Annotated in this window: 16 protein-coding genes; 10 read left to right on the top strand and 6 right to left on the bottom strand. The window is 72.6% G+C overall.

What is annotated here, in order from left to right; genetic code table 11:
- Window positions 1-13 precede the first annotated feature (13 nt).
- Together ACFC79_RS11410 and ACFC79_RS11405 are read left to right on the top strand one after the other, a co-directional pair.
- A complete protein-coding gene (locus tag ACFC79_RS11410; protein WP_376238209.1) occupies window positions 14-682 on the top strand; it encodes a TetR/AcrR family transcriptional regulator in 669 nt (222 codons plus the stop codon).
- Window positions 679-2,382 (top strand): acyl-CoA dehydrogenase family protein, encoded by a 1,704-nt coding sequence (locus tag ACFC79_RS11405; RefSeq protein WP_376238206.1) that lies wholly within the window; start codon window positions 679-681, stop codon window positions 2,380-2,382. Before ACFC79_RS11410 ends, ACFC79_RS11405 begins: the two co-directional genes overlap by 4 nt.
- Before the next feature lie 89 nt (window positions 2,383-2,471).
- Here ACFC79_RS11405 and ACFC79_RS11400 read toward each other — a convergent pair whose 3' ends face one another.
- Window positions 2,472-2,771, bottom strand: coding sequence for a DUF1876 domain-containing protein (locus tag ACFC79_RS11400; RefSeq protein ID WP_376238204.1), 300 nt, complete (start codon window positions 2,769-2,771; stop codon window positions 2,472-2,474).
- A 208-nt stretch (window positions 2,772-2,979) separates the two neighbouring features.
- Between ACFC79_RS11400 and ACFC79_RS11395 the strand changes: the two genes are divergently transcribed.
- The 3 genes from ACFC79_RS11395 (at window position 2,980) to ACFC79_RS11385 (ending at window position 6,728) form a co-directional block, all read left to right on the top strand.
- On the top strand, window positions 2,980-3,810 hold the full coding sequence (locus ACFC79_RS11395) for a PP2C family protein-serine/threonine phosphatase (RefSeq protein ID WP_376238201.1): 831 nt from the start codon (window positions 2,980-2,982) through the stop codon (window positions 3,808-3,810).
- Window positions 3,811-3,876: 66 nt separating this feature from the next.
- On the top strand, window positions 3,877-4,872 hold the full coding sequence (locus ACFC79_RS11390; protein ID WP_376238198.1) for an MASE1 domain-containing protein: 996 nt from the start codon (window positions 3,877-3,879) through the stop codon (window positions 4,870-4,872).
- A 359-nt stretch (window positions 4,873-5,231) separates the two neighbouring features.
- Window positions 5,232-6,728: an exopolysaccharide biosynthesis polyprenyl glycosylphosphotransferase gene (locus ACFC79_RS11385; RefSeq protein WP_376238195.1), complete on the top strand. Its 1,497-nt coding sequence runs from the start codon at window positions 5,232-5,234 to the stop codon at window positions 6,726-6,728.
- A gap of 117 nt (window positions 6,729-6,845) precedes the next feature.
- Here the strand turns inward: ACFC79_RS11385 and ACFC79_RS11380 are convergent, their stop codons facing one another.
- Window positions 6,846-7,829 carry a GDP-L-fucose synthase family protein gene (locus ACFC79_RS11380; protein ID WP_376238194.1) on the bottom strand — a complete coding sequence of 328 codons (984 nt, stop codon included), beginning with the start codon at window positions 7,827-7,829 and terminating at the stop codon, window positions 6,846-6,848.
- A gap of 125 nt (window positions 7,830-7,954) precedes the next feature.
- Here ACFC79_RS11380 and gmd point away from each other — a divergent pair, with 125 nt between their 5' ends.
- From gmd to ACFC79_RS11360, 4 genes are all read left to right on the top strand, one after another.
- Window positions 7,955-8,968 carry a GDP-mannose 4,6-dehydratase gene (gene gmd / locus ACFC79_RS11375; RefSeq protein WP_376238191.1) on the top strand — a complete coding sequence of 338 codons (1,014 nt, stop codon included), beginning with the start codon at window positions 7,955-7,957 and terminating at the stop codon, window positions 8,966-8,968.
- A 199-nt stretch (window positions 8,969-9,167) separates the two neighbouring features.
- On the top strand, window positions 9,168-11,423 hold the full coding sequence (locus ACFC79_RS11370; RefSeq protein ID WP_376238190.1) for a LamG-like jellyroll fold domain-containing protein: 2,256 nt from the start codon (window positions 9,168-9,170) through the stop codon (window positions 11,421-11,423).
- A complete protein-coding gene (locus ACFC79_RS11365; protein ID WP_376238187.1) occupies window positions 11,423-12,148 on the top strand; it encodes a hypothetical protein in 726 nt (241 codons plus the stop codon). Before ACFC79_RS11370 ends, ACFC79_RS11365 begins: the two co-directional genes overlap by 1 nt.
- Complete coding sequence (locus tag ACFC79_RS11360) at window positions 12,145-12,972, top strand: glycosyltransferase family 2 protein (protein ID WP_376238185.1); 828 nt, start codon at window positions 12,145-12,147, stop codon at window positions 12,970-12,972. Before ACFC79_RS11365 ends, ACFC79_RS11360 begins: the two co-directional genes overlap by 4 nt.
- Window position 12,973: 1 nt before the next feature.
- Here the strand turns inward: ACFC79_RS11360 and ACFC79_RS11355 are convergent, their stop codons facing one another.
- Window positions 12,974-14,134, bottom strand: coding sequence for a glycosyltransferase (locus ACFC79_RS11355; protein ID WP_376238182.1), 1,161 nt, complete (start codon window positions 14,132-14,134; stop codon window positions 12,974-12,976).
- Window positions 14,135-14,280: 146 nt separating this feature from the next.
- Between ACFC79_RS11355 and ACFC79_RS11350 the strand changes: the two genes are divergently transcribed.
- Window positions 14,281-15,789 (top strand): hypothetical protein, encoded by a 1,509-nt coding sequence (locus ACFC79_RS11350; RefSeq protein ID WP_376238180.1) that lies wholly within the window; start codon window positions 14,281-14,283, stop codon window positions 15,787-15,789.
- Here the strand turns inward: ACFC79_RS11350 and ACFC79_RS11345 are convergent.
- From ACFC79_RS11345 to ACFC79_RS11335, 3 genes are read right to left on the bottom strand one after another with little or no spacing between them, the layout of a single operon-like run.
- Window positions 15,758-16,999, bottom strand: coding sequence for a hypothetical protein (locus ACFC79_RS11345; protein ID WP_376238178.1), 1,242 nt, complete (start codon window positions 16,997-16,999; stop codon window positions 15,758-15,760). The genes ACFC79_RS11350 and ACFC79_RS11345 overlap by 32 nt on opposite strands.
- Complete coding sequence (locus ACFC79_RS11340; protein WP_376238175.1) at window positions 16,996-18,699, bottom strand: lipopolysaccharide biosynthesis protein; 1,704 nt, start codon at window positions 18,697-18,699, stop codon at window positions 16,996-16,998. Before ACFC79_RS11340 ends, ACFC79_RS11345 begins: the two co-directional genes overlap by 4 nt.
- Window positions 18,696-19,961, bottom strand: coding sequence for a glycosyltransferase (locus ACFC79_RS11335; protein WP_376238173.1), 1,266 nt, complete (start codon window positions 19,959-19,961; stop codon window positions 18,696-18,698). Before ACFC79_RS11335 ends, ACFC79_RS11340 begins: the two co-directional genes overlap by 4 nt.
- Between the last annotated feature and the right edge of the window lie 7 nt (window positions 19,962-19,968).

The following is a 19,968-nucleotide window of genomic DNA, read 5'->3' as shown; positions in this document are numbered from 1 at the left end:
GGTTCAGATCATCATGGCCTACCGTCCCACTGCCCGCACCGAGGCGACCCGGCTCGCTCACCGCGAGCGACTGCTGGACGCCGCACGGGCGCTGCTGGCCGAGGGCGGGTACGCGGCGGCGAGCATCTCCGCGCTCGCCGACCGGGCCGGCGTCGCCACCGGCAGCGTCTACAACCACTTCGCCTCGAAACAGGAGCTGCTCGCCGCCGTCTTCCGCCATGTGGCCGGTCACGAGCTTGCCGCGGTGCGCACCGCGGTCGGGGCCCGGACCGGGGCCGCCGAACAGCTGCGCGCCCTGGTCGAGGTCTTCTCCCGTCGTGCGCTGCGCACCCCGCGCACCGCGTGGGCGCTGCTGGCCGAACCTGTCGATCCGCACGTCGAACAGGAGCGGCTGACCTTTCGGCGCGGCTATCACGCTCTCGCCGAGTCGATCGTCGCCGCCGGGGTGGAATCCGGTGAACTCCCTGTGCAGAACGCACAGTTGTCGGCGGCCGCAGTGATCGGTGCGGTCGGCGAGGCCCTGCTCGGCCCGCTGTCGCCGGTCGGTGGGCGAACCGACCCGGAACCGGTCGTCGCATCCCTCACCGCACTGTGCCTGAGAGCGGTCGGCGCCGCCCCCGCCCGACCGACCGCCCCCGCCCCCGTCATCCGCCCCACCGACCAGGACAGGAACCCGCGATGACCGTCACCCCGCAGCGCCCCGGGCTCCGGCCCGGCGCGCCCGCGCCGCACCCCACCCACGAGGTCACCAACCAGGCACCGCCCCGCACCGGCCTCGACGAGTACGGCGCCAACCTTCCGCTCGCCGAGGCCGTCCGCGCCTTCGGCGCCGCCTGGCACGAGCCGGAACTGCACGACATCGGCGCCCTGGTCGGGTCCGAACGGTTCCGGGCGAACGCCGAGCAGGCGCACACGTCGCCGCCCGTGCTGCGCACCCACGACCGCTACGGCCACCGCGTGGACGAGATCGACTTCCATCCGGCCTACCACGAGGTCATCGGCGCCGCGGTACGGCACGGCACGCACACCGCCGGCTGGGCCGACCCGAAGCCCGGGGCGGCGGTGGCACGGGCGGCGTCGTTCATGCTGTTCGCCCAGGTCGAACCCGGCCACGCCTGCCCGATGTCCATGTCCCATGCCGTGGTCCCGGTGCTGAGGCGCGATCCGGAGGTGGGACGGGACTGGCTGCCGGGCCTGTTCAGCCGCTCCTACGACCCGAGGCCGATCGCCCCCGCCGACAAGTCCGGGCTGACGTTCGGCATGGGGATGACGGAGAAGCAGGGCGGCTCCGACGTCCGCGCCAACACCACCCGGGCCGTCCCACTGCCCTCCGACCCCGCGGGCCGGGCCCACCTGCTGACCGGCCACAAGTGGTTCCTCTCCGCCCCGCAGTCGGACGCCTTCCTGGTCCTGGCACAGGCCGAGGCCGGGCTCACCTGCTTCCTCGTGCCGCGGGTACTGGCCGACGGCACCCGCAACACCATCCGGATCCAGCGGTTGAAGAACAAACTGGGCAACAAGTCGAACGCCTCCTCCGAGGTCGAGTTCGACGGCACCTGGGCGGTGCGGGTCGGCGAGCCCGGGCGCGGGGTCCCCACCATCATCGAGATGGTCAACCACACCCGGCTCGACTGCGTGCTGGGCAGCACCGCCGGTATGCGCGAGTCGGTGTCCGAGGCGATCTGGCACGCGCGGCACCGCGACGCGTTCGGGGCCCGGCTGGTCGACCAGCCCGCCATGACCGCGGTCCTCGCGGATCTGGCGCTGGAGGCGGAGGCGGCGACCTGGACGTCGCTGCGCCTGGCCCACGCGTACGAGGCGGACAGCGGCGAGTCGGAGGAGATGTTCCGGCGGCTGGCCACCGCGGTGTCCAAGTACTGGATCTGCAAGCGCGGCCCGCACCACGCGTACGAGGCGCTGGAGTGTCTGGGCGGCAACGGCTACACCGAGGACTGGCCGCTGGCCCGGCGCTATCGCGAGCAGCCGGTGATGGCGGTCTGGGAGGGCTCCGGCAACGTCATCGCCCTCGACGTGCTCCGCGGCATCGCCAGGACCCCTCGCTCCCTGGACGCCTTCTGGGCCGAGTTGGAGACCACGGCCGGCGCCGACGCGGTCCTGGACGCGCACGTCCGTCGACTGCGCCGGGAACTGGCCGAGGACCTGCGCGACCCGCTCGCCGCACAGACCCGCGCCCGGGCGACGGTCGAGGGCATGGCGCTGGCCCTCCAGTCGTCGCTGATGCTGCGTCACGCGCCCGCGCGGAGCGCGGAGGCGTTCGTCGCCGCCCGGCTCGGTGCGGACCGCGGCCACCAGTACGGGGTCCTGCCCCGCGGCACGGACGCCGCCGGGATCGTCGCGCGGCACGCCGGGGCGGGCGGCTGAGACCGCCGGGCCCGGACCGCGCGGGGCGAGCACCGGGCCCCATGGTCCGGGCCACCGTCCCGTCGGCCGCGGGCCCGGCCGGTGGCGGCTCAGACCGAGGTGTCGGACCACGCGTACGGTGGCGCCACCGGGCCGCTCGGGGGCCCCGCCCCCGCCGACTCCAGTTCCTGGTCGGCGGCCTTCATCAACTGCACGGCGACGTCCTTCATGGCACGGCTCGCCGCGAGCTCGTCACCGATCACGGGGATGTCCACGTCCTGCGGATTGCAGCGGGCGACCCCGTGTCCAACGACTCTCCCGGAGCCGGTGTCCAGCACCGCCTCGGCCCTGGTCGTACCGTCCTCCTCGGACAGCCCGACGCGGACGTTCCATTCCAGCGTGCGAGTCATCGCGCACCTCCTGCGACCGCGCCCGGACTCGGTGCGCCGGTCACGACACGGTCCTGTCAACAGCATCCCCCCGCACGGGCGCGTCCGCCCGCCGTGCCGCGCGCCGGGGGCCCGTCCGCGGCGGCGGGACCCGCGCCTGTTCGCCCTGCGGGGAGCACGACGTCGAAATAGGATGCGTGATGTCACTTCCACCGAGTGCGGAGCGGCCATGAACCGGCGTCGTCCTCCCCGTTCGGCGAGCGCCGGCGAACTGCTCACCACTCTGCAACAGCTCACCTCACGGGCACGCCGTGAGGTGGAGCTGCAGCGGGCGCGGGTGGAACTGGCCGAGGCACTGCAACGCGAGATGCTCCCCTCGTCGCTGCCCGACTGCCCGGGGCTGCGAACCGCCGCCCGGTACGCACCGGCCCGCAGCGGGCTGGACATCGGCGGCGACTGGTACGACGGCTTCGTGCTGCCGGACGGCGCGCTGGCCTTCGCCATCGGGGACGTCCAGGGCCACGATGTCGAGGCGGCCGCCTTCATGGGCCAGGTCCGCATCGCGATGCGGGCCATGGCCGCCACTGCCGCGGACCCCGGAGAGATCGTCGGCCGGACCAATGACCTGTTGCTGTCCGTGGACTCCGGCCTCTTCGCGACCTGCACGTTCGTGCGCCTGGACCCGGTTGCCCAGGAACTCCACAGCGCCCGCGCCGGGCACGTGGCGGCGGTGTGGGGCACGGCGGACGGCCGGTCCGGGCTGACCACGGACGAGGGCGGTCTGCCGCTGGGGATCCGGGCGGGCGAACGCTACCCCGTCACCCGGCGGCGGCTGACCGGCCCCGGGGCGTTCGTACTGGTCACGGACGGTGTGGTCGAAGGACCCTCGTACCCCATCGACCGGGGGCTGGACGCGGTGATGCGGCTGGTTGCCGTCCGGGGCACCGCGGAGGCCGGTGAGCTCGCCGACGCGGTCCTGCGCACGGCGGAGCGGACCGGGCACGAGGACGACGCCGCCGTTCTCGTCCTGCGCCACGGGGCCGTACCCGGCCGGGACTGACGACCGGGCTGGCGCCGAGCGTGTCACTCGGGCGTCACCCGTCCGGGCCGGTGTCTGATGAGATGCGTGATCCGCAGCGAGAGAACCAGACGTACCGGACCTGCCGCTCTGCGCTCCCTGGCCGTCGCCGCCGCCTACTACGCCTCCGGCGGGCTCGGGCTGATCCCCGGGGTGGCCGTCCACGGTGCGGCGGTCACCCCGCTCTGGCCCCCGACGGGCATCGCGCTGAGCGCCCTCATCCTGCTGGGCCCGGGGGTCTGGCCCGGCATCGCGCTGGGCTCGCTGTGCGTCGTCTCCACGCTCAGCGACTCCGTCTCGGTCCTCACCTGTGTCGTCGTGGCGGGCAACACCCTGGCGCCGGTCTGCTCGTACCTGATGCTCCGCAGGGCCGGCTTCCGACGGGAACTGGACCGGCTGCGCGACGGTTTCGTGCTGGTCTTCCTCGGTGCTCTCGTGGGCATGACGATCAGCGCGACCGTGGGCACCTGCATGCTGGTGGTGGACGACGATCTGCCGTTGCGCGGATTCTGGCCGGTCTGGACGGCCTGGTGGTCGGGCGACGCGATGGGGGTCCTCGTCGTCACCCCGTTGCTGCTGACGGTGCGCGCGGCGCGGATGCCCCGGGCGGACGACCGGTGGGGCGAGGCGTGCCTGCTGGGAGTCGCGGCCGTGGCGGTCTCGCTGGTGGCCACCAGAACCTCACTGGAGATGATCTATCTCGTCTTCCCGCTGCTCGTCTGGGCGGCGCTGCGCTTCCAGCTCGCGGGGAGCGCGCCGTGCGCGTTCCTGGTGTCGGTGATGGCCGCGGTCGCGGGGGTGCAGGGGGTGGGCCCGTTCGTGGGCCACAGCGTGCTCCATGTGATGGTCAATCTCGCCGTGTTCAACGGCTGCGTGGCCCTGACCGCGCTGCTGCTCGCGGCCGTGGTCACCGAACAGAGCAACATCCGGCGGAGAATCGAGCAGGCATGCGAGGAACTCGCCGACGTGGTGGAGCGGCTGGCGCCGGGCAGGGAGAACGCCGCCTGGCCGTCGCGGCCCGAGGACGAACACGGCAGCCTCTGAGGCGGGCCCGTTCGCCCGGATACCACCGGGCCGTCTCCCGGGACGCACCGGTTGATGGAACCATGCGGCAGATGTGGTTCAGGTTCGCGCGTCATCCGGCCCCGACGGCCCTCGCATCCGAACAGGTGACACCGGATGCCGGATTCCCGTACGGAACGGGACGACTTCCCAGTCCGTGCGCATGTCTGAACTTCACCGGAACTCCAGCGAAATGCCATGTGTGTGGATATCGTGCAGCGAGCGAGGGCGCATCCGTCAGTTCATGGGATCGACGGATGCGCCCCGTTTGTGGAGATGCGACTGTGACTGGGGGGTTCATGGGGCATGTCGAGCTACCCGATTCGGACAGATCAGGGCCCATGGAGCTGGCGGGCACGCCTCGTCCGCGGGCTGTTCCCCCTCGGCCTCGCGGCGAGGAACGTGTTCCACCGCGGGACGCTCCGGGCGCGTCGCGCGGACGCCGGGGAACGGTCACGGCGAAGCGGCGGACCGACCGCCGTGTGCCCGCTCTCGTCGGTGCCGAACTTCTCGGACTCGGCCTTCCGGCGTGGCTCGTCCTCCGGTCCGGCGGGGAGCCGAGGGCCGTGGTGGCGGCGGTCCTGGCGGCGCTGGCGTGGGCCGGCGTACGCGCCGCACGCGGCCGGTACGCGCTCCGGGCCGAGGCGCATCCGCCGGAGCCGCTGAGCACGATCGGCGACTGGCTGCTGCTCGTCGGACTGCTCGCCGTGGGACAGACCGTGACCGGGGACCGGGTCGAGCCCGTGACCGCCGTCCTCGCCCTGCTGCCCGGACTTCCGGTCGGCCCGCTCCTGCGGTGGCTGCCCCGGGCGGGCCGGCGTCGGCGGACCGCCCGCCGGGTACTGGTGGTCGGCGAGGCCCCGGGGGTGGAACGCGCGGTACGGGTGCTCGGCTCCCGTGCGGACCACCCCTACGCGGTCGTGGCGGCGGTGCCGGTGGGGACCGCGGCGCTGGAGTGCGGGTTACGGGTACCCGGCAGGCTCGCACCGGCGCCCGCCGACGACGACGTGTCGACGGTACTGGGCGCGGCCTTCGCCCACGACGTGGATCTGGCACTGGTGGTACCCGGGCCCCGGCTCTCCGAGGAGCGGTTGCGCCGGCTCTTCTGGGGTCTGCACGACGGCGGCCTCCCGTTGTCCGTGCTGTCGGAACTCACGGGGATCGCGGCCGACCGGGTGCGCCCGACCGCGGCCGCCGGGCTGACCCTGCTGCACATCGCCCCGCCGCTGCGCCGGGGTCCCCAGACGCTCCTCAAGACGGTGGTGGACCGCACCGGCGCGGCGCTCGGGTTGCTGGTCCTCGCACCCGTGCTGCTCCTGATAGCGATGGCGGTGCGGCTCGGCTCCGACGGACCGGCGTTCCACCGCCAGATCCGCCAGGGGCTGAACAACCGCCCGTTCACCATGTGGAAGTTCCGCACGATGGTGGTGGACGCGGAGCGCCGACGGCACCGGCTGGCCGCGGCGAACGAGAACGACGGTCCGATGTTCAAGATGCGCCGCGACCCACGGGTGACCGCAATAGGCCGCCTGTTGCGCCGCACGTCCCTCGACGAACTGCCGCAACTGGTCAATGTGCTGCGCGGCGACATGTCATTGGTCGGCCCGCGGCCACCGCTGCCCGACGAGGTGTCGCGGTACGCCGAACACGAGTTGAGACGGCTCGCGGTCCGGCCGGGGCTGACCGGTCTGTGGCAGGTCAGCGGGCGCTCGGACCTGTCGTGGCAGGAGACCGTCTCGCTCGACCTGTGGTACGTCGACAACTGGACCGTCGCCACCGACCTCGGCCTCATGGCCCGTACGCTGCGCGCCGTGGCCGACGGTCGCGGGGCGTACTGAGGGCGGCGGGCGGCCGTGCGCACCGTGCCGGGCCGCTGCGGGGCCGGGGCCGTCCGCCGGACGGCCGGTCGTCGCGCGACGGCGACCGCCCCGGCCCGTCCGGTACCTCGGCTCCGCTCACGACCGGGTGGTGGGCTGCTCCCGCCACCAGGCGTACGTGGCGGCGATCCCGTCGCGCAGGGAGATCCGCGGGGTGAACCCCAGGGCGGTGAGCCGGGTGGTGTCGAGCAGTTTGCGCGGGGTGCCGTCGGGCTTCGACGCGTCCCACTCGATCCTTCCCTGATAATCCGTCACTTCTCTTACGATTTCGGCCAATTCGGCGATCTTCAGGTCCTTGCCGCATCCGATGTTGACGGGGTCCTCGCCGTCGTAGCGCTCCAGCAGCAGCAGGCAGGCGGTGGCAAGATCGTCGACGTGCAGGAACTCGCGACGCGGACCGCCGGAGCCCCAGAGCGTGACCGCGGGCGCCCGGTCCCGCCGCGCCTCGTGGAAACGGCGGATGAGTGCGGGCAGGACGTGCGAGGTCTCCGGGTCGAAGTTGTCGCCGGGCCCGTAGAGGTTGGTGGGCATGGCGCTGATGTACGAGGCGCCGTACTGGCGACGGTAGGAGCGGATCTGCACGAGCCCGGCGATCTTGGCCAGCGCGTACGCCTCGTTGGTGGCCTCCAACGGCCCGGTGAGCAGGGCGTCCTCGGGGATCGGCTGCGGGGCGTCGCGAGGGTAGATGCAGGACGAGCCGAGGAAGAGGAACCGGTCGGTCCCGGCCGCGTGCGCGCCGGCGACGACGCTCAGCTGGATGCGCAGGTTGTCCTCCAGGAACTGCACCGGGTAGGTGTGGTTGGCCATGATTCCGCCGACCCTGGCGGCGGCCAGCACCACGGCGTCCGGGCGGGCCCGGCGGAGAAAGGCCCCGGTCCGCTCGGTGTCGCGCAGGTCGAGGCGGTCGCGGCCGCGGGTGATCACCTCGTACCCGGCGGAGGCGAGGCGGCGCACCACCGCGGAGCCGACCAGACCGCGGTGGCCCGCGACGAATATGCGCGCCCCGGGACGCAGCAGGGGGCGGGCGGCTTCCCGGGATGGACCGGTGGGGTCAGTCGTCATGGCCCGGATTGTGCCAGCAGCAGCGGGACGCGGTGACGTTGTGCCGCAGATCCGCCGATTCCGGAATCGGCGGGAGACATCGGTGTGGACGGACAGCCCTTCGGGCGGAAGACAGTGGGGGACGTATGACGAAGACCGCGCTCATCACCGGCGTGACGGGACAGGACGGTTCGTACCTGTCCGAGTTGCTGCTGGGCAAGGGGTACACGGTCCATGGACTGATACGCCGGTCGTCGAGTTTCAACACGGAGCGGATCGATCACATCTACCAGGGCCCCGAGCAGGAGGACAGGTCGTTCGTACTGCACCACGCGGACCTGGCCGACGGGGTCGCGCTGGTGAATCTGCTGCGCGACATCCGGCCGGACGAGGTCTACAACCTCGGCGCGCAGTCGCATGTGCGCGTCTCCTTCGAGGCTCCGCTGTATACGGGCGACATCACCGGACTGGGCACGATGCGGCTGCTGGAGGCGGTCCGCGCGAGCGGTGTGGACACCCGGATCTACCAGGCGTCGTCGTCCGAGATGTTCGGCGCGAGTCCACCGCCGCAGAACGAGAACACGCCGTTCCACCCACGCAGTCCGTACAGCGTCGCGAAGGTCTATTCGTATTGGGCTACGGTCAACTACCGTGAGGCTTATGGCATGTTCGCCGTCAACGGGATCCTCTTCAACCACGAGTCCCCGCGTCGCGGCGAGACCTTCGTGACCCGGAAGATCACGCGTGCGGTGGCACGGATCAAGGCGGGTCTGCAGACCCATCTGTACCTGGGCAATCTCGACGCCGTGCGCGACTGGGGCTACGCCCCCGAATACGTGGACGCGATGTGGCGGATGCTCCAGCGCGACACCCCGGACGACTACGTGGTGGCCACCGGGGAGGGCGTCAGCGTGCGGCAGTTCCTGGAGTATGCCTTCGCGCACGCGGGTTTGGACTGGCGCGAACACGTGCGTCACGACGCCAAGTACGAGCGTCCCAGCGAGGTCGATGCCCTGATCGGCGACGCCGCCAAGGCCGAGGAACAGCTCGGCTGGAAACCGGCGGTGAGAGCGCGGGAACTCGCCGCGATCATGGTCGACGCCGATGTCCGCAAGCTCTCCGACCAACTCGCCGGCACCGCCGTGCGGGTGGACCGATGAGCCGCCCCGCCCGCTCCCCCGCATTCCGCCGCACGACGGCGGAACCGGGCACATCCGTGCGGCCCGGACCACCGGTCCGCGCACGCCACCCGTCCGCCCGCCCCCGTACGCCGGGTCGACCACCGGTCGTCGATCCGACGCACGGCACGGGAACCGCGGTCCTCCGGCCGCGGTCCGTCCTCATCCACGGAGCTGATCGATGAACACACCCACGGGGCGCAGGCCCGTCGGGCGCGGCCGGGCGCGTGCCGCGGCCGCGGCGTTGTGCCTGCTCGCCGGAGCACTCACCGCGACGGCGTCCGGGGCGCCCGCGGCCTCGGCCCTGACCCCGCCGGTCTCGCTGACCGCGGACGACCTCAGCACCTGGCAGACCAACGGCATCGTCTGGTCGATGGCGGCGTCCCACGACGGCGTCGTGTACGCCGGGGGCACGTTCTCCACCGTCCGCCCGCCGGGCGCGGCCGCCGGCACCTCCGAGCAACCGGCCCTGAACTTCGCCGCGTTCGACGCCGCGACCGGCGCGCCCACCGGCTGCAAATTGTCGTTCACGATGTCGTCGGGCACGGCGACCGTCCGGGCGCTCGCGCTCTCCCCGGATGGGAAGACCCTGTACGTCGGGGGGCAGTTCGGCTCCGTGAGCGGGGTCGGGGTCAGCAACGTCGCGGCGATCGACACGGCGACCTGCACCCCGCGCCAGGACTTCAAGGTGTCCGTCTCCGCGACGGTGCGAGCCCTGGCCGTCACGGCGGACACCGTCTACCTTGGCGGCGACTTCAACACGGTCGCCGGGCAGACCCGGAACAAGTTCGCCGCGGTCACCACCGGCGGCGCGCCGAAGCCGTGGAAGGCCGACGCCGACGAGGTGGGCCGGGCACTTGAACTGACCCCCGACGGCAGGCGCGTGCTGCTCGGCGGCGACTTCTTCAAGGTCAACGGCACCGCCTCGCACGCATTGGCCGTGGTGGACGCCACTTCCGGCGCCCTCGTCAAGGGCTACCCCGCCGGCTTCATTCCCAACACCTCCACGGTCCAGGACCTGACCACCGACGCGACGGGCTTCTACACCGCCAACGAGGGCACCGGAAAGGGTGTCTTCGACGGCAGGATCGCGCTGAACCTCAGCAACTTCGAACAGCGCTGGCGCGACACCTGCCTGGGCGCCACCCAGGCCGTCCTGGTCCACGACGGCGTCCTGTACAGCGGGAGTCACGCGCACGACTGCTCCAGCATGGGCGAGTTCCCGGACCAGCCGCGCAAGCATCTGCTGGCCCAGTCCGTGAACGATCCGAAGCTGCTCCCCTGGTTCCCGGACACCAACGACGGCATCGGCGAGCCGGTGGGCCCCCGGGTAATGGCGCAGACCGACAAGGGCGGCCACCACTATCTCTGGGTGGGCGGGGAGTTCACCACCGTCAACGGGGTGCGGCAGCAGGGCCTGACCCGCTTCGCCGACGGCCCCGACACCGGGGCGCCGTGGGTGCCCAACGTCAGCCTGTCCACGGTCGCCCCCGGGAAGATCGAGGTGAACTGGCAGGCGAGCTTCGACACCGACGACGGACGGCTCACCTACCGGATCTACAAGGACGGAGCCACCACCCCGGTGTTCACCGCCGGTGCGTCCTCGGTGTTCTGGGACCGGCCGCAGCTGAGGTGGACGGACACCGACGTGTCCCCGGGCGAGACCCACTCGTACCGGATCGATGCGAGCGACGGCACCAACACGAGCGCCAAGTCGCCCGCCGTGTCGGCGACGGTGACGTCCGCCGCCGAGAAGTACCCCGCACGGGTGCTGTCCGACGGCGCCCTGTCGTACTGGCGGTACGACGAGGGAGCATCGACGTTCGCCGCCGACACCAGCAGCAGGCAGCGCGGCGGCTTCCTGCGCAACTCGCCCGCCTACCGTCAGAAGCCCGCGGCGGTCGCCGGGCCGTCCACCGCGATCGGCTTCAACGGAACGAACCAGTACATGTATACCAACGACCGCCACGCGCACCTCACCAGGTTCTCGCTGGAGACCTGGATCAAGACCACGACGAAGCGCGGCGGGAAGATCATCGGCTTCGGCAACGCGACCATGCAGAACAGCAGCCAGTTCGACAAGCACGTGTACATGCGCAACGACGGAAAGCTCGTCTTCGGCGTCTACAACAGCGGCGCCAAGACCATCACCACGCCCGCCGCCTACAACAACGGCGCCTGGCACCATGTCGTCGCCACCCAGGGCGCCGGTGGCATGGCCCTGTACGTGGACGGGAAGCTGCGCGCCTCCAACAGCGCGTACACGGTGAGCCAGAACTACACCGGCTACTGGCGCGTGGGCGGGGACGCCCTGACCAACTGGCCGGGGCAGCCGACGAGCAACTTCTTCGCCGGGCAGATCGACGAGACCGCCGTCTACGGGGCCGCCCTGAGCAGCTCGCAGGTCGCCGCCCACTACGCCCTGAGGACGGGCTGATGACACATCCGTTCCGTGCCGGTGCCGCCGCCGTCGTACTGGCGGCGGCCCTGGCGGCCTGCGGCTCGTCCTCCGACGGCCGCACGACGGCCGACGAGCCCCGGGCGTCGTCGTCCGCATCGGCGTCCGCGTCGGTGCCGGCACCCGCGCCCTCCGCCGCCGCCCCGTCCGCCGGCCCCGGCGCCGCCCCTTCCCGCCCCCCGACCGCCGCGGCCCCCGACGAGCAGCCGAAGCTGCCCGTCGGCGAACTCACCCCGGCCAGCGGCTCGTTCACCAAGAGGGAGAAGGACTACCTGGTCGACCGGGTGCCCCGCGGCATGGACCCGGCGGCCGTGCTCCAGACCGGACAGGAGACCTGCGATCGGCTCTCGTTCCTGGTGAAGGCCGACCGGGACATCGCGGTCGGTGCCATCGTGACGGGCGAGATCGCCGATGCCGAGGCGGCGGTCGAGCACCTGTGCGTCCAGCACCGCGACCTGCTGCGCGAGGCCGCCCGGGGGTGTCCGGACGGCACCCACCGGGGTGCCCGGCTCCGGCCCGGCCGCTACCGTGCCGCCTCCCCCACGGACTCCTGCGCGTGGCAGATCACCGGGGCGAACGGCGAGGTGTCGGCATCGGGTTCCGCCGCTGCCGGGAAGCGGGCCGTGATCACCGTCCCGGGAACGGCACGCGCCTTCACCTCCACCGGCTGCTACGCCTGGCTGCCCGAGGGAGGGACCGGATGAGGAAGCTGCCGATCGCCGTGGCGATCCCCACGAAGAACGAGGGGCTGAACATCGCCGAGGCCGTGAGTTCGGTCCTCGACCACTTCGAGGCGGTCGTCGTCGTCGACTCGCACAGTACCGACGGCACGGCGAAGATCGCCGAGGAGTGCGGGGCCGAGGTGATCACGTACACCTGGGACGGCGGCCATCCGCGCAAGAAGCAGTGGTGCCTGGACCATGTCCGCACCGATCTGGACTGGATCCTGCTGCTGGACGGGGACGAGCGGATCGGCCCCGGTCTGCTGGCCGAGCTCCGGGCGGAGTTCGCCGAGCCCGGCGCGCCGAGACCGGCGGCGTACGACATTCCGCTGGGCTACTGGTTCTCCGGGAAGCGGCTGCGGCACGGCTACACCATCCGCAAGCGGTCGCTGACCGACCGCACCCGCTGCCGGTACCCCGAGGTGGGAGATCTCGATGCCCCGGGCATCGGCGAGGTGGAGGGCCACTACCAGCCGCTCGCCGCATCGGTGCGGGCGCTCCGCAACCCGATCGAGCATCAGGACCTCGACCCGGTCGGCGCCTGGTTCGAGCGGCACAACCGGTACTCCGACTGGGAGGCATGGCTGGAGCACCACCCCGAGGTCAAGGAACAGGTACGCAGGGTGAAGTCCCGCCAGGGGCAGTTGTTCCACAGGGCACCGTTCAAGCCTCTGGTGTCGTTCGCCTACATGTACCTGTACCGGCGGGGGTTCCTCGACGGGCGGGCCGGTTTCGACTTCGCGCTGGCGATGAGCTTCTACCGATGGCAGATCGGACTCAAGTCCCGGGAGGGCAGGACGAGCTGACTCATCGTGCCCTCCGGCGGACCACGTCCTCGTAGGTCCGCCGGAGGGCACGGGTCACACCGTCGATGGTGAAGTGCTCGTCGACCAGCTCCCAGGCCGCCCGTCCGGCCCTCTCCCCGGCCTCGGGTTCGAGGAGTTCCAGGACGGCGCGGGCGACCTTGCGGGCGTTCTCGCCGTCTTCGCCGACCCGGCTGTCGATCACCCGCCCGGCACCGGCCCGTGCCACGTCGGGGCCCAGCCCGCAGGTGCGGGTGACGACCACGGGTGTGCCCACGGACATCGCTTCGAGGACGGAGACGCCCAGCGGTTCCTCGATCGACGGCAGTACGTACACATCGGCCCGCCTGCCCGCCGCGAGGACCTCCTCGTGGTCGAGGGGGCCGACGTGGTCGAGGGAATCCGTCACGCCCAGGGCACGGGCGAGTGCCAGGGTCGGGCCCAGCGCCCCGGTGTCGGGCCCGGCCAGCACGAACCGGGCGTCGGGGTGCTCGGCCAGCACCGTCGGCATCGCGGCGACGAAGTCCTCCGGTCGCTTGCGCCGCTGGATCCGGGCCAGGAAGAGGACCGTGGGCGGCCGTCCCGGCTCGCGGGCGGGCTTGCGCTCCTGCGGCCGCACCCCGTTGACCAGGCGCACGGTGCGGGTGAGCGGCACGGGTGCGGCGACCGCGTTCACGTCGACGCGTTCGGTCTCGGTGAGGTGGAGCACCGCGTCGGCGCCGCGCAGCACCCTGCGCACGGCCAGGAGGTCGGTCAGCTGCGCGAACCTGTTCTCGGTGGGGTCGACCATGCCGTGCGTCTGGACGACCAGCGGGGTGCCGGAGGCCAGGGCGAGCAGGGCGGCGGGGAGGGTCACCAGGTCGCGCATCAGGTGCACATGGACGAGGTCGGCGCCGCGCATCATGCGGCGGGCGGTGTTCAGCAGCGCGCCGGAGGTGATGCCGCTGACCTCGAACACCGGAAGCACGTGGCGGGCGCGGAAGAGATGGACCGGCACGCCCTCCACCACGCGCGGCAGTTCGCCCGCGAAACCGTCGCCCAGCGCCATCACCCGGGCGTCGTCGCCGCCGGCCCGCTGCGCCTTCGACAGGTTGAGCGCCACCCTGGTCGGGCCGCCGAACGCGTGGTCCGGGGTGTGCAGTGTGACGATGTGCAGGATCTTCACCAGGGCTCCCCCACCTCGGACGGATCCTCAGCCTAAGGGCTGTCCCCGTGATGCGGGGCGGATCACGGGGACAGCCCTTGGCCGTCGCGATTCCTCAAGTGCGTTGATTCGTTAGAGTGTTCACCGATGCGTGGAACGGGGAGCCCATGACGTCCGTGCACCGGGCGGAGCCGTCCGCCCCCGTACCGGAGCCCGGTCCGCGGGGCCGGGACCGGCCGTCGGCGAAGCCCATGTCGTGGGCCATGCTCTCGCGCGCGCTGGCCGTGCCCCTCATCCTCGCCCTGGTCTGTTTCCTTCCCGCGGTGATCGCCGCGCAGCCCGGCACCGGCGCCCGGGACACCGCGTACTGGTTGCAGCTCGTGCTGACCTGCTATGCGGGGGCCCGGCTCGCCACCATGATCCTCTCCACCCGGCGACGCCTGTTGCAGGGCGTGTTCTGGATGTTCGTGTACATCGCGATGGGTGTGGCGCCGTTCGCGCAGGCGGTCATCGGACAGACCCCCACGCCACTGATCGGGCCGCGCTCCGATCTGGTGACGGCCGTGGCGCTGGTCCTGGTGGGGTGCGCCGCCTTCGACCTCGGCGCGTTGCTGGCGTCCCGGCGACCGCTGCGCGAACGCCCCGCCGGCCGCGCCGGGAACGGTCCGGCCACCGTGCACCGGGGGCGGCTCGGGCTGCTGGTGCTGCTCGCCCTCGTGGCGAGCGGGTACTACGTGCTGAAGGTCGGCGGGCCCGCGGTCTTCTTCACCAGTCGGCAGGAGATCAGCGACTCGGTCGCCGCCAGCGGGGTCGCGTCCGGCGCGTCCAACGTGGGTTCCGCGTTCCTGAAGGGATTCGGCACGGTCCCGGCGCTGCTCGCGCTGCTGTTCTGCACCCGTCGGCTGGTGACCTCGCGCCGGGCCCGGCGCTCCCCCGCGACGGTGCTGGCCTGGTGTGTGCTGGCCGCCCTCAACGTGGTCGTCAACAACCCTGTGTCCAACGCCCGTTACTGGTTCCTCACCGTGCTGGTGTCGTTGCTGTTCACCGCGTTCCCGACCAGCGCGGCGATGTACCGGTCGGTGCTGGCCCTGGGGGTGGTCGGGGCGCTGGTGCTGTTCCCGTACGCGGACCGGTTCCGCTACGACAGCGCGGGATACCGGCCGGTCGAGTCGTCGTCGGTCTTCGAGCCGCTGGCCACCAAGGACTACGACCAGACGGTGATGTTCGCCAACACTGTCACCTGGGTCGACACCTGGGGCCACACCTATGGGCGCCAACTGGCGGGCTCCGCCCTGTTCTTCGTGCCCCGGTCGGTGTGGGGCGGCAAACCCGAGGACACCGGGGTGCGGGTCGGCCAGTGGATGGGGATGAACATGACCAACCTGTCGGCGCCGCTGTGGACCGAGTTCTGGGTCGATTTCGGGGCGGTGGGCATGACCGGGGCGTTCGCGCTGATCGGGTACGCCGCGGCACGCACCGACCGGCGTTACGCGCGGGCCGTCTCGCGGGCCGGGCCGGGCGGTGTCACGGCCGTCGTCGTGCCGTTGATCGCCGGGTACACCTTCATCCTGCTGCGGGGTCCGCTGCTCCAGGCCATGGGCAAACCGGCGATCGCCCTGCTCTGTCTGCTGCTGGTCACCAGCTTCAGGGGGCGGAGCGGACGGGATCCGTACTGACCGGCTCCGGTGCCTCGGCGCCGCGGCGGTGCAGCCGTGCCACCCGGGTCCAGGTGGCGGCCGCCTTGCAGACCGATCCCAGGCACAGGCCCCAGGCGGCGCCCGGCACCCCGGCGAGCGCATATCCGCCGATGAGGAACGCGACGGCGGCGAGCGAGAAGACCACCTGGATGGGGAGGGTGGCGCGGGGGGCGAGCATCCGCAGGGCCAGCAGTCCGCTGGTGCCGACGGCCATCGCGGCGTACTGGCTGCCCGTCGCCGGGAGCAGCGCGGACGCCGTGGGCCAGGTGTCGCCGAGCAGGTGGCGGCCGATCCGGTCCGGCAGCAGGGCGAGCGCGGTGGCCCAGAGCGCGGCCGTCGCGGCCAGCAGGGCGGCGAGCGCCGCCGCGGCCCGTACCCGCCGCTGCGGGGGGAGCCGTCCGAGGAGCGGGGGGCCGAAGCCGGTGGCGGAGGTGAACAGCACGTTCAGCGGCCCGAAGAGGGTGGTCGCGCCGCGCAGGGCACCGACGACCAGCGGGTCGCCCACCGTGCCCAGTCCGAGTACGGACAGTTGGCTCGTGGCGTTACCGACCCCGAACTCGACGACGAAGCGCCGCCCGAGGCGACCGCTGCGGATCGGGGCGCCGGGCCTCAGTGGTGTTCCGGCCGTCCTGCGGTGCAGCAGGGCGACGCAGAGCAGCAGAGCGGGCAGCGCGGACAGGCCCCAGAGCAGGACGAGCCGGGCGGCCGGTGTGCCGTGTTGTTGTGTGCCCAGCGCGCCCATCACGCAGGCCAGCCGGAGGGTGTCGCCCGCGAGTGCGAGATGCGGCAGGTGCAGGGTGGCCAGGGCGTAGCGTGCGGCGTCCTGCCCCAGGACCACCGGCAGGACGAGACCCAGCGCCGTCAGGGCGTCGGCGGTGGCTCCGGGCAGCGGCAGGCAGACGGTGGCGAGCAGGCCGCCGAGTGCGGCGGCGGCGAGCAGGGTGAAGGCGACCGCCGACCGGCATGCGCCGCGCACCTCGTCCCCGCCGCCGCGTCGCAGCACGAGCGGCTGCCCGGTGTGGGCGCCGGACACCCCCAGCAGCACGGTGAAGACGAGGTAGACCGCCGAGAACCGGGCGAATTCGGCCGCGCCGGAGAGCCGGGCGGCCACCACCAGCACCAGGATGTTGGTGAGCGCCGCCACGCCCTGGTCCGCGACCGAGCAGGCGATCGCGGTGCGTGCCCTCATCTGGGTCGCGTGGTGGGGTCGAAGGCGCGCAGGCCGAGAGTCTCGGCGGGGTCGCCAGTGTGTTCCGGGCCGCCGCGGACGTGCCGGGCCTGACCGGCGACCCGTTCGCCCCGGCCCGGCCCGGAGTGCTCGGCGGCGTCGGCCGCGAGCCGGGCGGCCCGGACACGGGCGCGGCGCTCGTGGCGGCTCGGGGCGGGGTGCAGCAGGGTGCCGAGGACACCTCCGCCCGCCGCCTCGACGACTTCGCGGATCCGTTCCAGGTCGCTGCGGCGCACCGCCCGCGGATCGCAGACCACCATGACGCCTTCCACCCGGTCGATCAACGCGACGGTGTCGGCGTACGACAGCACGGGTGGGGCCAGCACGATGACGACGGTGCCCGGCCGGTCGGCCTCGTCGGTGATCCGGCCCACCGGTGCGGAGGTCAGGGCACGCGCCACGTTGTCCGTGCGTCGCCCCATGATCAGGGTGAAGGCGCCGGATCCGGGCACGTCCACGTTCATCCGGCTGTCCGACGGCCAGCCGCGTCGGCCCTGTGCCGGCGGGCCGAGCACGGCGTACCCGGCCGGGACCAGGTCCGCGGCCAGGGTGGGGGTGCGCAGATCGGCTTCGAGCAGGACGGCATCCCGCCCCATCTCGGCGAAGGCGGCCGTCAGGTTGGCCGCGGCGGCGGCTGCTGCGGCGTTGTCCCCGCGCGGCGCCGTGACCAGGAGTCTGCGGCGGCGCGCGAACGACGGGTCGTAGGCGAGCCGGAAGGCGACCAATCGGTACTCCTCGGCGAGCCGGCTGCCGCCGCGGCCGATGGCGAGCAGTCTGCCCGCGGACGCCCGTTCCCTGGGCAGGGTGCCGAGCACGGGGGCGCCGAGCGCGCGGACCAGTTCCCGGGTGGAGCGCACCGCGGGGTCGAAGACCAGGCGCACCCAGGACAGCAGCAGCCCGAGCGCGAGCCCGACGACGGAGCCGAGTCCCAGCAGCAGGAGCAGCCCCGGCCCGGTGGGCTCCGTCGGTTCGGCGGGCTTCTTGGTGAGGTAGCCCGGGGTGGTGTCCAGGGCGCGCAACTCGGAGATCTTGCGGTTGAGTTCGGAGATCGCCACCACGAGGTTGGCCCGCGCGGCCGTCGCGTCGTTGCTCCCGGCGGCCTGCTCCGCCAGTTGGTCGCGCTGCTCGGTGAGCGGCTCCAACTGGGCCCGATAGCCGTCGACCATGTTGGCGATGCTGTTCTCGCTGCGCTGTCTGCGGATCTCCAGGTAGGCGTCGGCAAGTGCCTGGGCACGTGCGCGTGCCAGGGCCGGTGTGCGGTCGGTGTACGCGAAGCGGAGCACGAGGGTGTTCGGCGGGTTGGTGACCTGGAGGCCGGAGAGCAGGGGGCCGACCTCCACCGGGTCCCCGTCCCGGGCGAGGACGCCGGCGGCCAGGGTGCCCACGGTGTCGCTGACGGCGGTCTGCCGCTCGGAACCGATGTTGATCCCCTTGTCGGCGGAGGCACCCGCGGCGAAGGGATCCGAGACGGCGGAGCGCACGACCACCTCGCCGGTCGACGTGTAGCTCCTCTCCCCGCTCAGGGCGAGCCAGCCCCCGCCGAGCAGCCCGAGTGCCACACCGGCGGCGAGCAGCGCCCGGTACCGCAGCAGCTGACGGAACTGGTCCCGCAGCAGGGCCGGTTCGTCCTGGTCGTCCTGGGCCCGGATCGGGTGGGTCATCGGTGTGGTCTCCCTTGTGCGTCCGCGAGGGCCTCGGTGAGCAGGGCGTCGAAGCGGGCCAGGGCGGTTTCCCGGCCGAGATGTCGTGCGACGTAGCGCGGCCCGTTGGCGCCGAGGGCGTCGGCCGCGGCCGGTGCCCCGACGAGCCCGCGTACGGCCGACAGCAGTGCGGCGGGGTCCTCGGGGGCGGCGAGGACCCCGGCGCCGGAGCGGTGGATCTCCTGGGCGGTGCCCCCCGTGTCGGCGACGGAGGCGACGACGGGGCGGCCGGAGACGAAGTAGGAGGTGAGTTTGGACGGGACGCTCATGTCGAGCACGGAAGCCCGTTGGGTCACGGCGAGGACGTCGGCGGCGGCGAGGACGTCGGTGAAGGTGCGGGCGTCGGCGGGCGGCAGGAAGTCGAGATTGCGCAGACCGGCCGCGCGGGCGCGCAGTGCGTCGCGTCTGCTCCCGTCGCCCATGAGCACGACGCGTACGTCCGGGGCGAGCCGGGCCGCGTCGACGAGGACCTCCAGGCCCTGTTTGAGCCCCATGTTCCCGGAGTGCAGGACGACGGGGGTGCCCTCGTCCCAGCCGAGGCGTGCCCGGGTGGCCGCGCGGTCCGCCGAAGGGGCGCGTACGTGCGTCCAGTTGGGGACGACGCGGATGCGGCCGGGGTCCACGCCGTACCCGGCGACGCGGGGGACGAAGCTCTCGTGGATGACGCCGACGAGAGCCGCGCGGCACAACATGTGGCGCTCCGCGGCCGAGGCGACCGCCGCGGCCCGGTCCCCGCCCCTGATCCCGCTCTGCGCGGCGGCGGCGCCCATCAGGTCCTGCACGACCGGCAGGTACGGGACGCGGTGGCGTCGGGCGAGCCGGGCACCGAGAATCCCGCCCGCGAGACTCGGCATCTGGGAGACCACCGCGTCGGGCGGACGCGCGACGGGCGGCGACAGCACGCCGTGGGCGAGCACCGATGCCTCGAACGCGGCCCTGCGCAGGGCCGTCTGACGGGACGGCACATAGTGTCTTCGCCGGTGGACGACGACTCCGGCCCGTCGCTCGGTGACCCGCCACACGCCCCGGTAGTCGCCCTCGGTCCGCCACGACGGGTAGTGCGGCATCCCGGTCAGTACGTGGGTCTCGGCGCCGGACGCCGCCCAGTGTTCGGCGAGCTGCGCGGCGTACGGTCCGATGCCGGTGGGTTCCGGCGCGTAGTTCGTCGAGACGACCAGCAGTGTGCGGCCCTCGAACGGATGGTGACGGCCGGCTTCGGCCATGGACACA

It is taken from the genome of Streptomyces sp. NPDC056061, from assembly GCF_042266885.1.
GTDB lineage: Bacteria > Actinomycetota > Actinomycetes > Streptomycetales > Streptomycetaceae > Streptomyces.
This window is presented reverse-complemented; position numbering and strand designations above follow the sequence as displayed.

What these genes read in the sequence shown, in the direction of transcription:
- ACFC79_RS11400 (WP_376238204.1), bottom strand. Translation starts at nt 2,771, where the DNA reads ATGACTCGCACGCTGGAATGGAACGTCCGCGTCGGGCTGTCCGAGGAG.
- ACFC79_RS11360 (WP_376238185.1), top strand. Translation starts at nt 12,145, where the DNA reads ATGAGGAAGCTGCCGATCGCCGTGGCGATCCCCACGAAGAACGAGGGG.
- ACFC79_RS11410 (WP_376238209.1), top strand. Translation starts at nt 14, where the DNA reads ATGGCCTACCGTCCCACTGCCCGCACCGAGGCGACCCGGCTCGCTCAC.
- ACFC79_RS11380 (WP_376238194.1), bottom strand. Translation starts at nt 7,829, where the DNA reads ATGACGACTGACCCCACCGGTCCATCCCGGGAAGCCGCCCGCCCCCTG.
- ACFC79_RS11335 (WP_376238173.1), bottom strand. Translation starts at nt 19,961, where the DNA reads ATGGCCGAAGCCGGCCGTCACCATCCGTTCGAGGGCCGCACACTGCTG.
- gmd (WP_376238191.1), top strand. Translation starts at nt 7,955, where the DNA reads ATGACGAAGACCGCGCTCATCACCGGCGTGACGGGACAGGACGGTTCG.
- ACFC79_RS11370 (WP_376238190.1), top strand. Translation starts at nt 9,168, where the DNA reads ATGAACACACCCACGGGGCGCAGGCCCGTCGGGCGCGGCCGGGCGCGT.
- ACFC79_RS11395 (WP_376238201.1), top strand. Translation starts at nt 2,980, where the DNA reads ATGAACCGGCGTCGTCCTCCCCGTTCGGCGAGCGCCGGCGAACTGCTC.
- ACFC79_RS11345 (WP_376238178.1), bottom strand. Translation starts at nt 16,999, where the DNA reads ATGAGGGCACGCACCGCGATCGCCTGCTCGGTCGCGGACCAGGGCGTG.
- ACFC79_RS11340 (WP_376238175.1), bottom strand. Translation starts at nt 18,699, where the DNA reads ATGACCCACCCGATCCGGGCCCAGGACGACCAGGACGAACCGGCCCTG.
- ACFC79_RS11385 (WP_376238195.1), top strand. Translation starts at nt 5,232, where the DNA reads ATGGAGCTGGCGGGCACGCCTCGTCCGCGGGCTGTTCCCCCTCGGCCT.
- ACFC79_RS11365 (WP_376238187.1), top strand. Translation starts at nt 11,423, where the DNA reads ATGACACATCCGTTCCGTGCCGGTGCCGCCGCCGTCGTACTGGCGGCG.
- ACFC79_RS11405 (WP_376238206.1), top strand. Translation starts at nt 679, where the DNA reads ATGACCGTCACCCCGCAGCGCCCCGGGCTCCGGCCCGGCGCGCCCGCG.
- ACFC79_RS11350 (WP_376238180.1), top strand. Translation starts at nt 14,281, where the DNA reads ATGACGTCCGTGCACCGGGCGGAGCCGTCCGCCCCCGTACCGGAGCCC.